Annotated in this window: 11 protein-coding genes; 3 read left to right on the top strand and 8 right to left on the bottom strand. The window is 71.7% G+C overall.

Annotation, left to right across the window (positions count from 1 at the left end):
* Positions 1-16 precede the first annotated feature (16 nt).
* The 8 genes from AB0N14_RS35880 to AB0N14_RS35845 all read right to left on the bottom strand — a co-directional run bounded on the left by AB0N14_RS35880 (position 17) and on the right by AB0N14_RS35845 (position 10,125).
* Entirely contained in the window at positions 17-622 is a 606-nt protein-coding gene (locus tag AB0N14_RS35880) for a TetR/AcrR family transcriptional regulator (protein ID WP_366029891.1), read from the bottom strand.
* Positions 610-1,347, bottom strand: a complete 738-nt coding sequence (locus AB0N14_RS35875; RefSeq protein WP_366029889.1) for an enoyl-CoA hydratase family protein — start codon at positions 1,345-1,347, stop codon at positions 610-612. Before AB0N14_RS35875 ends, AB0N14_RS35880 begins: the two co-directional genes overlap by 13 nt.
* Positions 1,344-2,909, bottom strand: coding sequence for a 4-coumarate--CoA ligase family protein (locus AB0N14_RS35870; RefSeq protein ID WP_366029888.1), 1,566 nt, complete (start codon positions 2,907-2,909; stop codon positions 1,344-1,346). Before AB0N14_RS35870 ends, AB0N14_RS35875 begins: the two co-directional genes overlap by 4 nt.
* Before the next feature lie 29 nt (positions 2,910-2,938).
* Entirely contained in the window at positions 2,939-4,072 is a 1,134-nt protein-coding gene (locus tag AB0N14_RS35865; protein ID WP_366029887.1) for an acyl-CoA dehydrogenase family protein, read from the bottom strand.
* Between the two features lie 93 nt (positions 4,073-4,165).
* A complete protein-coding gene (locus AB0N14_RS35860; protein ID WP_366029908.1) occupies positions 4,166-6,007 on the bottom strand; it encodes a biotin carboxylase N-terminal domain-containing protein in 1,842 nt (613 codons plus the stop codon).
* A gap of 31 nt (positions 6,008-6,038) precedes the next feature.
* On the bottom strand, positions 6,039-7,637 hold the full coding sequence (locus AB0N14_RS35855) for a carboxyl transferase domain-containing protein (protein WP_366029886.1): 1,599 nt from the start codon (positions 7,635-7,637) through the stop codon (positions 6,039-6,041).
* On the bottom strand, positions 7,634-9,325 hold the full coding sequence (locus AB0N14_RS35850) for an acyclic terpene utilization AtuA family protein (protein WP_366029907.1): 1,692 nt from the start codon (positions 9,323-9,325) through the stop codon (positions 7,634-7,636). Before AB0N14_RS35850 ends, AB0N14_RS35855 begins: the two co-directional genes overlap by 4 nt.
* 5 nt (positions 9,326-9,330) lie before the next feature.
* On the bottom strand, positions 9,331-10,125 hold the full coding sequence (locus AB0N14_RS35845) for a TIGR03084 family metal-binding protein (protein WP_366029885.1): 795 nt from the start codon (positions 10,123-10,125) through the stop codon (positions 9,331-9,333).
* Between the two features lie 344 nt (positions 10,126-10,469).
* On the opposite strand from AB0N14_RS35845, the gene AB0N14_RS35840 reads away from it, so the two are divergent.
* From AB0N14_RS35840 to AB0N14_RS35830, 3 genes are all read left to right on the top strand, one after another.
* The gene (locus AB0N14_RS35840; protein WP_366029884.1) at positions 10,470-10,604 is read left to right on the top strand and encodes a hypothetical protein; all 135 of its coding nucleotides are present in this window, start codon (positions 10,470-10,472) and stop codon (positions 10,602-10,604) included.
* Positions 10,605-10,752: 148 nt separating this feature from the next.
* Positions 10,753-12,795 (top strand): ABC transporter ATP-binding protein, encoded by a 2,043-nt coding sequence (locus AB0N14_RS35835; RefSeq protein WP_366029883.1) that lies wholly within the window; start codon positions 10,753-10,755, stop codon positions 12,793-12,795.
* Positions 12,796-12,916: 121 nt separating this feature from the next.
* Entirely contained in the window at positions 12,917-13,873 is a 957-nt protein-coding gene (locus AB0N14_RS35830) for an EamA family transporter (protein WP_366029882.1), read from the top strand.
* The last annotated feature ends 544 nt before the right edge of the window (positions 13,874-14,417 follow it).

The raw sequence follows: 14,417 nt of genomic DNA, 5'->3' as shown, positions 1-14,417 counted from the left end.
GCGGCCCGGGCTGCCCTCAGCCCAGTGTCTCCTCCAGCAGTGCCGCCCACTGCGCCACCACCCGTTCGCGGCGGCCGGCGTCGTCGGTGAGGAGGTTCGCGAGGCCCAGGCCGCGGGCCATGTCCAGCAGGCCCTGGACCGTTTCGCGGACGCCCGGCCTCCTCTCGTCGGCGCGGAGCAGGTCGACGGCGATGCGGTGGGTCTCGCGGCCGACCCGGGCCTCCAACTCGGTCACGCGGGGGCGCAGCTGCTGCTCGTTGGAGGTGGCGACCCACAGGTGCAGGGCCGCCCGGAACAGCGGCCCGGTGTAGAGGTCGACGAGAGCCGCGACCACCGCGCGCCGGTCGGCGGCCCCGTGCGGGAACAGGGCCCTCAGCGCGGTGGAGCGCTCCTCGGCGACGTACTCGACGGCCGCCGTGAACAGGTCTTCCCGGGTCGGGAAGTGGTGCTGGGCGGCGCCCCGCGAGACGCCGGCGCGTTCGGCGACGACCAGGACGGTGGAGCCGGCCCAGCCGTGGTCGGCGAGGCAGGCCACGGCGGCCTGGAGGAGCCGTTGCCGGGTGACCCGGCTGCGGTCCTGCTTGGGGACGCGCTCGCGTTCGACTGTGTTCACACCACCCATGAGGGGTCCCGTCGTTCCAGGAAGGCCGTCATTCCCTCGCGGGCCTGCGGGGAGGAGAACAGCCGGGCCGAGAGCGCGGTCAGGTCGGCCGCGTCCCGGTCGAAGGTCTGCAGCACAGTAGCGGTGAGGAGTCGTTTGGTCTCCGCCAGGGCCTGGGGTGCGGCCCGCCGCAGTCCGTCGAGCATGGGTTCGAGCACTTGGTCGACGTCGTCGCCGGTGGCGGTGAGCAGGCCGGTGCGTACGGCTTCCGGGGCGTCGAAGCGTTCGCCGGTGAGGTAGTGGCGGGCGAGGGCGCGGGGATCGGTACGCGGCAGCAGGGGCAGGGAGATCACGGCGGGTGCGACCCCGATGCGTACCTCGGTGAAGGCGAAGGTCGCGCCGGTGGATGCGGCAGCGATGTCGCAGGCGCCGAGCAGGCCGAGGCCGCCCCCCCGTACGTGCCCGGTCACCCGGGCGACAACGGGTCGGGGCAGCTCGATGATCTGCCGCAGCAGCCCGACCAGGGCGTCCGGGGGCGGTGGGTCGCGCAGGTCGGCGCCCGCGCAGAAGGTGCTGCCGGTGTGGGTGAGGACGACGGCGCGTACGTCGCCGTCCTTGCCGCACGCGGTGAGTTCGTCGACCAGGCCGCCGACGAGTGCGGCCGACAGGGCGTTGCGGTTGGCGGGCGAGTCGAGGGTGAGGGTGGTGATGCCGCGGTCGTCGGCGGTGCGGACGAGGTCGGTCATATCCGCTCCCTGAGCTGCCGGCGGAGGATCTTCCCGGAGGCGGCGCGGGGCACGCCGTCGATGAAGGTGACGTTGCGGACGCGTTTGTAGGGGGCGACGCGTTCGGCGACGTACATCATGACCTCGCCCTCGGAGAGGTCGTCGGCGCCCGCCCGGCGGACGACGAAGGCGTGGGGGACCTCGTTGTGGTCGTCGTTGTAGACGCCGATGACGGCGGCGTCCGCGACGCGGGGGTGGGCGAGGAGGAGGGCTTCGAGTTCGGCGGGGGCCACCTGGAAGCCCTTGTACTTGATGAGTTCCTTCACGCGGTCGACGACGAACAGCCAGCCGTCCGCGTCGACGTACCCGACGTCCCCGGTGTGCAGCCAGCCGTCGCGGTCGATCATCGCGTCGGTGGCGTCGGGCCGCCCCAGGTAGCCCTTCATCACCTGGGGGCCGCGGATGGCGATCTCGCCGGCCTGGCCGACGCCGAGGTCCTTGTCGGGGTCGTCGAGGGACAGGATGCGCATCTCGGTGCCGGCGACCAGTTTGCCGACGGTGCCGGGGGGCGCGCCGTGGGCGTCGAGGGGGACGACGTGGGTGCACGGGGACAGTTCCGTCATGCCGTATCCCTGGCCGATGGGCGGCAGTCCGAGGCGCTGGGCGCAGGCCGCGGCGAGCTTGGCGTCCAGGGGTGCCGCGGCGCTGATGATGTACTTCAGGGACGACAGGTCGTACTGGGCGACGACCGGGTGCTTGGCGAGGGCGAGCACGATCGGCGGGGCCACGTACAGGCCGGTGATGCGGTGGTTCTGGATGGCCGCGAGGAAGGTGTCCAGGTCGAAGCGGGGCAGCACGACGACGGTGGCGCCCTGCCGCAGGGGGGCGTTCATGAGGGCCGTCATGCCGTAGATGTGGAAGAAGGGCAGCACGGCGAGGATGCGCTCGCCGGGCCCCGTACCTATGAGGGGCCGGATCTGGGCGAGGTTGGTGGCGATCTGGCGGTGGGTGAGCATGACGCCCTTGGGAATGCCGGTCGTCCCGGACGAGTACGGGAGCACGGCGACGTCCTGCACCGGGTCGATGACGACCTGGGGCTCCGGCGCCGCGGAGGCCAGCATGTCGATCAGCGACCGGTGGCCGGGCGCGCTGTCGCAGACGAGGATCTCCCGGACGCCGCCCGAGAGTTCGGCGGCGCGGCGGGCCGTCTGAAGGAGCGGTGAGACGGTGATGATCCAGCGGGCCGCGGAGCCCCGCAGCTGCTTGGCGAACTCCTCGGCCGTGGCCTGCGGGTGCACGGTCGTGACGGAGGCACCGGCGCGCGTGGCCGCGTAGAAGGCGAGCGGGAAGGCGATCGTGTTCGGGCTGTGCAGCGCGAGCACGTCGCCCTTGCGCACACCCGCCTCGGCGAGCGCGGCCGCGATCCGCCGGTGGAAACAGTCCAGTTGTTCGTAGGTGAGGGTGGTGCCGTCCGTGCCGTCGATCAGGGCGGGCAGCTCGCCGAACTCGGCGGCCCGGCCCAGCACGGCGTCATGGATGGGGAGTTCGACGGGCGGGACGTCTGCGTACTCACTGCGGAACACTGTTCCTCCTCGCGCCGGCGCGCCGGTTGTCAGTACGACTTGGGCAGGCCCAGGGTCTGGTGGGAGACGTAGTTGAGAATCATCTCCCGGCTCACCGGTGCGATACGAGACACGCGCGCGACCGTGATGAGGGAGGCGAGCCCGAACTCCCGGGTGAGGCCGTTGCCGCCGAGGGTGTGCACGGCCTGGTCGACGGCCTTCACACAGGCCTCCCCGGCCGCGTACTTGGCCATGTTGGCGGCCTCACCGGCGGCCGTGTCGTCCCCGGAGTCGTAGAGGAAGGCGGCCTTCTGCATCATCAGGCGGGCCAGTTCGAGGTCGATGTGCGCCTGCGCCAGGGGGTGCGCGATCGCCTGGTGGGCGCCGATGGGCTGCTGCCAGACGGTACGGTCGCGCGCGTACTCCACTGCACGGGAGACCGCGTAGCGGCCGAGGCCGATCGCGAAGGCCGCCGTCATGATGCGTTCGGGGTTGAGACCGGCGAAGAGCTGGAGGAGCCCGGCGTCCTCGTCACCGACGAGGGCGTCGGCGGGCAGCCGTACGTCGTCCAGGGTCAGCTCGAACTGCTTCTCCCGGCCGGTGAGTTCCATGTCGATCTGCCGCCGCTCGAAGCCGGGCGCGTCGCGGGGGACGATGAACAGGCAGGGCTTGAGCTTTCCGGTGCGAGCGTCCTCGGTGCGGCCGACGACGAGGGTCGCGTCCGCGATGTCGACGCCGGAGATGAACACCTTGCGGCCGTTGAGGATCCAGTCGTCGCCGTCGCGGCGGGCGGTGGTGGTGATGCGGTGGGAGTTGGAGCCGGCGTCGGGTTCGGTGATGCCGAAGGCCATGATGCGGGTGCCGTCCGCAAGGCCTGGCAGCCATTGTTCCTTCTGGGCGGTGGTGCCGAAGCGGGCGATGACCGTCCCGCAGATCGCAGGGGAGACGACCAGCATGAGGAGGGGGCAGCCGGCTGCACCCAGCTCTTCCAGGACGATGGAGAGGTCGGCTATGCCGCCGCCTCCGCCACCGTGTGCCTCCGGCAGGTTGACGCCGAGGTAGCCCAGCTTGGCGGCTTCCGACCAGAGTTCGACGGGGTCGTGGTTGCGGCCGTGGCGGGTGCCGAGGGTTGCTACCGCTGTGCGGAGGGCTTTTTGTTCTTCGGATTCGATGAGGGGGCTCATGTCCGTCTCCCGGGTGCGGGTCCGTTGTGGTTGATCGCGCTCACGCGGCGGAGCCGCATATCGATACAGCCCCGCGCCCCTAAGGACGCGTCCCTACTCGGTGGTTTGAACCACTGCCAAGAGGGCTCCCACCTCGACCTGCTGGCCGGGGTGGGCGTGCAGGGCCGTCACTGTGCCCGTAGCCGGGGCTGTGATCCTGTGTTCCATCTTCATCGCCTCCAGCCAGAGCAGGGGCTGCCCGGCCTGTACCGTCGCGCCGGCCGTCAGCCCCTCCGCGATCCGTACGACCGTGCCGGGCATCGGGGCCAGCAAGGAGCCCGGGGCGTGGGCCGCCGTGGGTTCCTGGAAGCGGGGCAGGGCCGTCAGGGCCGTCGAGCCGACGTACACCTCGTCGCCGTAGCGGGCCACCGGGAACCTCCGGCGTACGCCGTCCACTTCGAGGATCACCAGGTGCGTGTCCGTGTGCACCACACGCACCCCGTCGGCCTCCAGGCCCCCGCGCGTGTGCCGGTAGTGGACCTCGTGCTCCTCGCCCGCCATGCGGTACCGCTTGGTCTGCGGCTGCGACGGCAGGTTCCGCCAGCCGCCGAACCGTGAGCGGCCGTGGGCGTCCGCGAGAGCGGCGGCCAGGGGGGCGTACGGGTCGGCGGCGGACTCGGTGAGGGCGGCGAGGTGGCGGTCGTAGAAGCCGGTGTCCATCCGGGCCTCCGTGAACTCCTCGTGGCGCAGGGAGCGGACCAGCAGGTCCCGGTTCGTCACCGGGCCGTGGATCTCGGCGCGCTCAAGGGCCCCCGCCAGCTTCCGGATCGCCTCCGCGCGTGTGGGGGCGTGGGCGACGGCCTTGGCGAGCATGGGGTCGTAGTGGACGCCGATGGTGTCGCCGTCCGTGTATCCCGTGTCGAGGCGTACGCCGGGTACGGCGAGGCGGTGCAGGGTGCCGGTCTGCGGGGCCCAGTCCCGGGCCGGGTCCTCGGCGTAGAGGCGGGCCTCGATCGCGTGCCCACGCGCGCGTGGCGGCTCGTCGTCCAGTGCCGCGCCTTCCGCGACCCGGATCTGCAGGGCCACCAGGTCGATCCCGAACATCGCCTCGGTGACCGGGTGTTCCACCTGGAGGCGGGTGTTCATCTCCAGGAAGTGCGCCCTGTCCCCCGCGACCAGGAACTCGACCGTGCCCGCGCCCACGTAGTCGACGGCACGGGCGGCCCGTACGGCCATCGAGCACAGGGATTCCTCGAGTTCGGGGGTCAGTCCGGGTGCGGGGGCCTCCTCGATCACTTTCTGGTGGCGGCGCTGGAGGGAGCAGTCCCGGGTGCCGAGCGCCCACACCGTGCCGTGGGTGTCGGCGAGGATCTGCACCTCGACGTGGCGCCCGCCTTCGACGTACGGCTCGATGAACACCTCGTCGTCACCGAAGGCGCCGCGTGCCTCCGCACGTGCGGCCGTCAGTTCGGCGTCCAGGTCGGCCAGTCGCCGTACGATCCGCATGCCGCGTCCGCCGCCGCCCGCCGCCGCCTTCACCAGGACCGGGAGGTCGGCCTCCGTCACGGAGGTGAGCGGCTCGAGGCCCATCAGCTTCTTCGCGCGTGTCTTGGACGCCATCGCCTCGATCGCCTCCGGCGGCGGCCCGATCCACACCAGTCCCGCGTCGCGCACGGCGCGCGCGAAGTCGGCGTTCTCGGAGAGGAAGCCGTAGCCGGGGTGCACGGCGTCGGCGCCGGACGCGAGGGCGGCCTTGACGATCCGGTCGCCGCGCAGATAGGTGTCGGCGGGTGCCGCGCCGGGGAGGCGTACGGCCGCGTCGGCCACGCGTGCGTGGAGCGCGTTCTCGTCGGCGTCCGAGTGCACGGCGACCGTACGGATGCCCAGGTCACGGCAGGTGCGGGCGATCCGGCAGGCGATCTCGCCGCGGTTCGCCACCAGAACGGAAGCAATCACGGGCATCGAGGGCATCGGGGGCATCAGGGCCTCACATCCGGAAGACGCCGAACCCGCCACGCGCGCCCTGGTAGGGCGCGGTGTGGATCGCGGACAGGCACAGGCCGAGGACGGTGCGGGTGTCGCGCGGGTCGATGACCCCGTCGTCGTACAGCCGCCCGGACAGGAACATCGGCAGGGACTCGGACTCGATCTGCTGCTCCACCATGGCGCGCAGGGCGGCGTCGGCGTCCTCGTCGTACGGCTGTCCCTTGGCCGCCGCCGACTGCCGGGCGACGATCGACAGGACGCCCGCGAGCTGCTGGGGGCCCATGACCGCCGACTTGGCGCCGGGCCAGGCGAACAGGAAGCGCGGGTCGTAGGCCCGTCCGCACATGCCGTAGTGGCCGGCGCCGTACGAGGCGCCCATCAGGACCGACAGGTGCGGCACCGTCGAATTGCTGACGGCGTTGATCATCATCGCGCCGTGCTTGATGATGCCGCCCTGCTCGTACTCCTTGCCGACCATGTAGCCGGTGGTGTTGTGCAGGAAGAGGAGCGGGATGTCGCGCTGGTTGGCGAGCTGGATGAACTGGGCCGCCTTCTGGGACTCCTCGCTGAACAGCACCCCCTGGGCGTTCGCCAGGATGCCGACCGGGTAGCCGTGCAGCGCGGCCCATCCGGTGCACAGGCTGGTCCCGTACAGCGGCTTGAACTCGTCGAAGTCGGAGGCGTCGACGATGCGGGCGATGACCTCGCGCGGGTCGAAGGGCACCTTCAGGTCGCCGGGCACGATCCCGAGGAGTTCCTCCGGGTCGTACTGCGGAGGAGCCGCCGGGCCCGGGTCGGTGTACGCCTTGCGGTGGTTCAGGCGGGCGACCACGCGACGGGCCTGCCGGATCGCGTCCTGCTCGTCGACCGCGTAGTGGTCGGCGAGGCCCGACACGCGCGCGTGCATCTCGGCGCCGCCCAGGGACTCGTCGTCGCTCTCCTCACCGGTGGCCATCTTCACCAGCGGCGGCCCGCCGAGGAACACCTTGGCGCGCTCCTTGACCATGATCACGTGGTCGGACATGCCGGGGATGTACGCGCCCCCGGCCGTGGAGTTGCCGAAGACGACCGCGAGGGTCGGGATGCCGGCGGCGGACAGGCGGGTCAGGTCCCGGAAGATGGCGCCTCCGGGGATGAAGATCTCCTTCTGGGACGGCAGGTCGGCGCCCCCTGACTCCACGAGGCTGATGCAGGGCAGCCGGTTGGCGAGCGCGATGTCGTTGGCGCGCAGGGCCTTCTTCAGGCTCCACGGGTTGCTGGCGCCGCCCCGCACGGTGGGGTCGTTGGCGGTGATCAGGCATTCGACGCCCTCCACCACCCCGATGCCGGTGACGAGGGAGGCGCCGACCGTGTAGTCGCTGCCCCAGCCGGCCAGCGGGGACAGTTCGAGGAACGGTGTGTCGGGGTCGAGGAGGAGTTCGATGCGCTCACGGGCGAGCAGCTTGCCGCGTGCGCGGTGGCGGGCGACGTACTTCTCGCCGCCGCCCGCCAGCGCCTTGGCGTGTCCGGAGTCCAGCTCGGCGAGTTTGGCGAGCATGGCGTCGCGGTGGGCGAGGTGGTCGGGGCTGCGGGGGTCCAGCGCCGACGACAGGACGGTCACAGCAGGGCCTCCGGTATCTCCAGGTGGCGGGCGCGCAGCCATTCGCCGAGGCCCTTGGCCTGCGGGTCGAACCGGTGCCGCGCGGCGACGCCCTCGCCGAGGACGCCCTCGACGACGAAGTTCAGGGCGCGCAGGTCGGGCAGGACGTGGCGTACGACGGGCAGGCCGGCCGTCTCCGGGAGCAGTGCGCGGAACCGGTCGGCGGTGAGGGTGTGGGCGAGCCAGCGCCAGGCTTCGTCGGTGCGGACCCAGACGCCGACGTTGGCGCTGCCGCCCTTGTCGCCGCTGCGGGCGCCGGCGACGAGACCGAGGGGTGCGCGACGGGTGGGTCCCGGGGGCAGCGACTCGGGCAGGGGCGGTTCCGGTACGTCGTCGACTACGCGGGTGTTCTGGGCCGGCGGCACGGGGATACGGCGGCCGTCGTGGAGGACCGCCACATGGGCTACGGCACCACGGTCGACCGTGGCCGCCTCGAAGACTCCATACGGTTCGCCCTTCCCCGGTGGGGCGACCACATGGAAGCCGGGGTAGCTGGCGAGCGCCAGTTCGACGGCGGCGCCGGTGAACGCACGGCCCACGGCGTCCTCGGCGGAGTCCCGCACCACGAGCCGCAGCAGGGCGCTCGCCGTCTCCTCGGTGGGCGCGTCCGGGTGATCGGTGCGGGCCAGCTCCCAGCGCACCTCGCCGGGGCGGGACTTGGCCGCGTCCAGGGCCGCCTCCATCTGCGCCCTCACGAGCGCGGCCTTGGCCTCGATGTCGAGCCCGGTCAGCACGAAGGTGACCTCGTTGCGGAAGCCGCCGAGCCTGCTGAGGCCGACCTTCAGGGTGGGCGGCGGCGCCTCCCCGCGCACTCCCTCGATCCGCACCCGGTCGGGCCCCTCCCGGGTGAGCCGGACGGTGTCCAGCCGGGCGGTGACGTCGGGACCCGCGTACCGGGCGCCGGCCGTCTCGTACAGCAACTGTGCGGTGACCGTGCCGACGTCCACGACGCCTCCGGTGCCGTCGTGCTTGGTGATGACGCTGCTGCCGTCCTCGTGGAGTTCGGCGAGCGGGAAGCCGGGCCGGTGCAGCCGCTCGGGCGGATGCTCGGTGAAGAAGGCGTAGTTGCCTCCGGTGGCCTGCGCCCCGCACTCCAGGACGTGCCCGGCGACCACCGCGCCCGCCAGCCGGTCGTAATCCTCGGGCCCCCACCCGAAGTGGGCGACGGCCGGCGCGGTGACCAGCGCGGCGTCCGTCACGCGCCCGGTGACCACGACGTCGGCGCCCTCGCGCAGACACGCGGCGATGCCGTGCCCGCCGAGGTAGGCGTGGGCGGTGAGGGCGCCGGGGTTGGACTCGGTGAGGTCGTCGCCCTCGACGTGCGCCACCCGGACGGGGATGCCGAGGCGTCCCGCCACCTCCCGTACCGCGTCGGCGAGTCCGGCCGGGTTGAGGCCGCCCGCGTTGGCCACGATCCGCACGCCCCGCTCGTGGGCGAGGCCGAGGCACTCCTCCAACTGTCCGAGGAACGTGCGCGCGTAACCGCCACCGGGGTTCTTCAGGCGGTCGCGGCCGAGGATCAGCATGGTCAGCTCGGCCAGGTAGTCGCCGGTGACGACGTCGAGGGGGCCGCCGGTGAGCATCTCGCGCAGGGCGTCGAAACGGTCGCCGTAGAAGCCGGAGGCGTTGCCTATGCGCAGGGGACGCAGGGTCGTCACCGGGCGGCTCCCTTCGCCGGGCGTCCGCTGCCCGGTGGGCCCGCGAAGGCCTGTGCGATGTCCAGCCAGTGGCCGGCGTCCGGGCCCTCGGCGCGCAGGGCGAGGTCGGCGCGGTGGGCGCGTTGGGTGACCAGGAGGCAGAAGTCGAGGGCGGGTCCGGTGACGCGCTGTGGAGCGTCTTCGGGGCCGTACGCCCACAAGTCCCCGTTAGGAGCGTGGAGTTCGACGCGGAACGGGTCGGCGGGCGCCGGAAGTCCGTGGACCGCGTAGGAGAAGTCGCGGGTGCGGAACCCGAGCCGGGCGATGTGCCGGAGCCGGGCCGTGGGCGCGGGTGCCACACCGAGCGCGTCCGCCACGTCCAGGCCGTGGGCCCAGGTCTCCATCAGTCGGGCGGTGGCCATGGAGGCGGTCGACATGGGCGGCCCGTACCAGGGGAAACGGGCGCCGGGTGATGCCTGGCGCAGGGCCCGGTCGAGCGCGGCGCGGCCCTCGCGCCACCGGGCGAGCAGTTCGGCGGGCGGGCGCCCGGCTTCCTCGCGTGCGGCCTCGTCGACCCAGGTGCCGGGCGACGCGAGGGCCTTCTCCACCTCCGTCGCGAAGGCCTCCGGGTCCGTGACGGCCAGGAGGGCGGCGCGGTCGGTCCAGGCGAGGTGCGCGATCTGGTGGGCGATGGTCCAGCCCTCGGCGGGGGTGTCCAGCGCCCAGCCGTCCTCCCCCAACTCGGCCACCAGTCGGTCGAGTTCCTCGCTCTCCCGGCCCAGGTCGTCGATCACGGACGATGCGTCGGACACGATGCGCTCCCCTCGGGGCACGACGGTGTGCGTGGGGAGCATGGCAGCGGGCGGAGAAACAAGCAAGCGTGCTTGCATGGATCGTTCACGCTCAGGGGACTCACAGACAGGGACGCCGAGGACAAGCAACACTCAGCTTCCGCGACCGACTGCCAGCAATTCCCTAGGCTTTCACAGCCCCCGTTTGCAATTCCTTGCCGTTTTGCGGTCCCGGGCCGTGTAAGTTCTTCCATGTCGGGCGGCGAAGGAATTCCCGGGACAAGCGATCCGGAATCCCAACCCCGCCCGCCGAGAATTCTCGCACCACTGCACGGCAATATCGAGAAACCCTCAAGGAGACGGAAATGAGCTTCAAGAAGCTTGCCCCGCTGCCCCCGAAGCCCAAGGCCAAGCAGCTCCCGCCCCCGCCGAAGCCGAAGCCGAAGAAGAAGCACCAGCCGAAGCCGCTGCCCAAGCCGCTGCCCGGCCACAACCGCTGAATCCGGTAATCCGGCAACCATGAAGAGGGCCGACGGGTGCACCGTCGGCCCTCTTTCGTTCTTTCCTCGACCGATTGCGGCGGCATTTCACAGCCTGCGCCGAGACTGCTCAAAGGGCCGACCAATCCCCGTGACAGAACCTCTGGGCATGACCGGGACTGATCAGTACGAGGACCACGAGGACGAGTACGCGGACCACGAGGAGAACGACACCCCCACGATCGCCGCCCGCACCGCCTTCCGGCGCTTCTGGCCGATGACCAGGGGGCTGCGGGGCTGGCTGGCGATCGTCTGGGGGTGCACGGTGCTCGCCGCGCTCGCCGAGACCGCCGCCATCCTGCTGTTCAGCGAACTCACCGACCACGCGCTGCAGAAGGGCTCGCTGAGCGCGTTCTGGGCGCCGGCCGCCGAGTGGCTCGGGGTCGCCGTGCTCGGCGCGGCCATCGGGTACGCGGGCAACTCCCTGGCGACCTGGATCACCGAGCGTTTCGTGATGCGGCTGCGCGAGCACGTCTTCGACCACGTCCAGCAGTTGCCGCCGCACTTCTTCCAACGCCACCGGCAGGGCGACCTGCTGTCCCGGCTGACCAGCGACGTCGAGGCGATCGAGACGATGGTGGTGTCCGGGCTGGTCGGAGCCGCCTCGGCCGCTTTCAGTGCCGTCTTCTACGCGGCCGCCGCGTTCTGGCTGCGCTGGGACCTCGCGGCGGCGACCTTCGTACTGGCGCCGCTGTTCTGGCTGGCCGCCCGGCGCTTCTCCGGAAGCATCAAGACCGTCTCCCGCGAGGGCCGGGTCGCGGACGGCGCGATCACCTCCGTGGTGGAGGAGTCGCTGGGCAACATCGTGCTCACCCAGGCGTACGACCGCCGTGCCGCCGAGCGGCGGCGGCTCGGGCAGGAGGCGAACGCATGGTTCCGGGCGTCGGTGCGCTCGGCCCGGCTGGGCGAGCTGTACGAGCAGCTCGTGCAGGTCATCGAGACGGTGTGCGTACTCGCGGTGATCGGGCTCGGCGCCTGGGAGATCTCCGCGGGTCGGATGACGCTCGGCCAGCTCCTCGCGTTCGCGGCGTTCCTCGGCTACCTGTACCCGCCCGTGCAGGGCCTCGCGCAGCTCGGGCTGACCGTGACGGCGGCCACGGCCGGTGCCGAGCGGCTGATCGAGATCCTGGACGTACGGCCGGCGGTGAGCGACCCGGCGCGTTCGGACCGGGCGCCGGTGGGGCGGCCCGACGGGTCGGTGGAGGTGCGAGACGTGTACTTCCGCTACCCGGGGGCGGACCGGATGGCGTTGGAGGGACTGTCGTTCTCCGTGCGACCTGGCGAGCTGGTGATCATCACCGGACCGAGCGGCGCCGGCAAGTCCACGGTCTCGAAGATGCTGCTGCGCTTCTACGACCCCGACTCCGGCGCGGTGCTCCTCGACGGAACCCCGATCGGCGACTTCCCGCTGGCACGGCTGCGCGAGTACGTCACGCTGCTGCCGCAGGAGACCCTCGTCCTGCACGACACGGTCCGCGCGAACATCGCCTGCGGCCGGCCCGGCGCCAGCGAGCAGGCGATCACCGAAGCGGCGTGGGCGGCGGACGCGCACGACTTCATCATGCGGCTGCCCGAGGGGTACGACACCAAGGTCGACCCCAACTCGGCCCGGCTGTCCGGCGGTCAGCTGCAGCGGCTCGCGATCGCGCGCGCCATCCTGCGCGACGCGCCCGTCCTCGTGCTGGACGAGCCGACGACCGGTCTGGACGCGATGGCGGCGCGCCGGGTCGTCAAACCGCTGCGGCGCCTGATGACCGGCCGTACGACGATCATGATCACGCACGATCTGAACCTGGCACCCGACGCCGATCGCATCCTCGTCGTCGACCAGGGCCGCATCGTCGAGACCGGCCGCCACGAGGAGTTGCTGGCGCGGCGCGGGGCGTACTCCCGGCTGCACCGCTCGCAGAACAACGTGAACATGGACACGGCGGAGCTGCGGCTGCCGCTGTTCCCTGAGCCGGCGGAGGTGCCCACAGCGGTTCCGGCGCAGTACGCGGCCGGGGCCCCGGCGGGGCATCAGGTCGGCCGGCCGACACCGGACCCGTACATGCCGTACAAGCTCCCCGGCGAGGCTCCCGGGGCCGTATCCCACCAACTCCCGGACGGCCGCCCGCTCTTCCGTGACGAGCGGCCCTGGCACGGGGGCTGACACCACTCGGCGGCCGGGGGGTACAGGCGCATAACGCCTTCACACCCATGACGAAGTCCATTACCCTGGACTTCCAGGTACACCAAGCTGCACGACCTCCGCCCAGCACCTGGAAGGCCCCGTGAACACGCCCAGCACCGCAGCCTCCGCCGCCTCTTCGGCGCCGACTCCCGCCTCGACCGCTCCCGTGGCGCCCGGCGGTCCTCGGCTGCGGGGTTCCCTCGGCCCGGTCGGCCTGGTGCTCGCCGGAGGCGTCTCGGTCCAGTTCGGCGGCGCGCTCGCGGTGAGTCTGATGCCGCGGGCCGGAGCGCTCGGGGTCGTCACCCTGCGGCTGGTGGTGGCCGCGATCGTGCTGCTCCTGGTCTGCCGGCCCCGGCTGCGCGGGCACTCGCGCGCCGACTGGGGGACGGTCGTCGCCTTCGGCATCACCATGGCCGCGATGAACGGCCTCTTTTACCAGGCCGTCGCCCGCGTCCCGCTCGGCCCCGCCGTCACCCTGGAGGTCCTCGGCCCGCTGACCCTCTCGGTGCTGGCCTCCCGCCGCGCGGTGAACGTGGTCTGGGCGGCCCTCGCCCTGGCCGGCGTGTTCCTGCTGGGCGGCGGAGGCTTCGGCGACCTGGCCCCGGCGGGCGTCGCCTTCGCACTGTCGGCGGGCGCCATGTGGGCGGCATACATCGTCTTCAGCGCCCGTACCGGACGGCGCTTCCCGCAGGCCGACGGGCTGGCGCTCGCGATGGCGGTCGCGGCGGTGCTGTTCGTGCCGCTCGGGATCGCCGAGTCCGGCACGAGGCTGCTCGTACCGGTGACGATCGGACTCGGCGCGGCCGTGGCGATGCTCTCCTCGGTCCTGCCCTACACCCTGGAACTCCTCGCCCTGCGCCGCCTGCCCGCCTCCACCTTCGCGATCCTGATGAGCCTGGAACCGGCCCTCGCGGCGACGGCGGGCTTCCTGATCCTCGGCCAGTCCCTGACCGCCACCCAGGCGGTGGCGATCGCGCTGGTCATCGCGGCGAGCATGGGTGCGGTGCGGACGCAGGTGGGGCGGGGCAGGGTGAGGACTGCGGAGCCGGAGGCATAGGCTCCGGGGCGGTTGTCGGCGGAGACGGCTTCGCGGCACGGTGGCGGAGCAAGGGACCACCGGGTCGGGACCACCTGTACGAGTCCGCCGCGAGCGCGGACGGCTTTTCAGCCGATAGGTTCCATTCGCGGCTTGTGATCATGCCCACGCGGTATGCGCATGTTCGAAGTGATCTTCGCTGCTAAAGTGCACTTTCGACTGATCAGCGCCTGACCAACTGCTGATCGGGTGTAAATGCGGGGGAAGAGAAGCATTCCGGGGAGCCGTTAAGTTTGGACGCCTACCGGCGTTTCCGCACGCCCTCTTCCCCCTTGGTACTGCAAGGGGGAAGTCTACGTGAAACCCATACGCATGCGCGTTGCCACCGTGAGCATGCTGGCCGCCATCGGCCTTGCGACTGCGGCTCCGATGGCCACTGCCGAGGAGTTGCCGACGACCGCGGCCGCTTCCGGAAGCTGTCAAGTCAAATGAGACAGTTTGAGGTTATGAGTTCTGTTTCTGAGCTTCTGTCTCGGGCCGGGGTTCGTTGATCCACACGGCGGAG

This window comes from Streptomyces sp. NPDC051104, from assembly GCF_040682835.1.
GTDB lineage: Bacteria > Actinomycetota > Actinomycetes > Streptomycetales > Streptomycetaceae > Streptomyces > Streptomyces cynarae.
This window is presented reverse-complemented; position numbering and strand designations above follow the sequence as displayed.

Coding starts and splice junctions, on each gene's coding strand:
- AB0N14_RS35840 (WP_366029884.1), top strand. CDS start 10,470: ATGAGCTTCAAGAAGCTTGCCCCGCTGCCCCCGAAGCCCAAGGCCAAG.
- AB0N14_RS35865 (WP_366029887.1), bottom strand. CDS start 4,072: ATGAGCCCCCTCATCGAATCCGAAGAACAAAAAGCCCTCCGCACAGCG.
- AB0N14_RS35880 (WP_366029891.1), bottom strand. CDS start 622: ATGGGTGGTGTGAACACAGTCGAACGCGAGCGCGTCCCCAAGCAGGAC.
- AB0N14_RS35835 (WP_366029883.1), top strand. CDS start 10,753: ATGACCGGGACTGATCAGTACGAGGACCACGAGGACGAGTACGCGGAC.
- AB0N14_RS35875 (WP_366029889.1), bottom strand. CDS start 1,347: ATGACCGACCTCGTCCGCACCGCCGACGACCGCGGCATCACCACCCTC.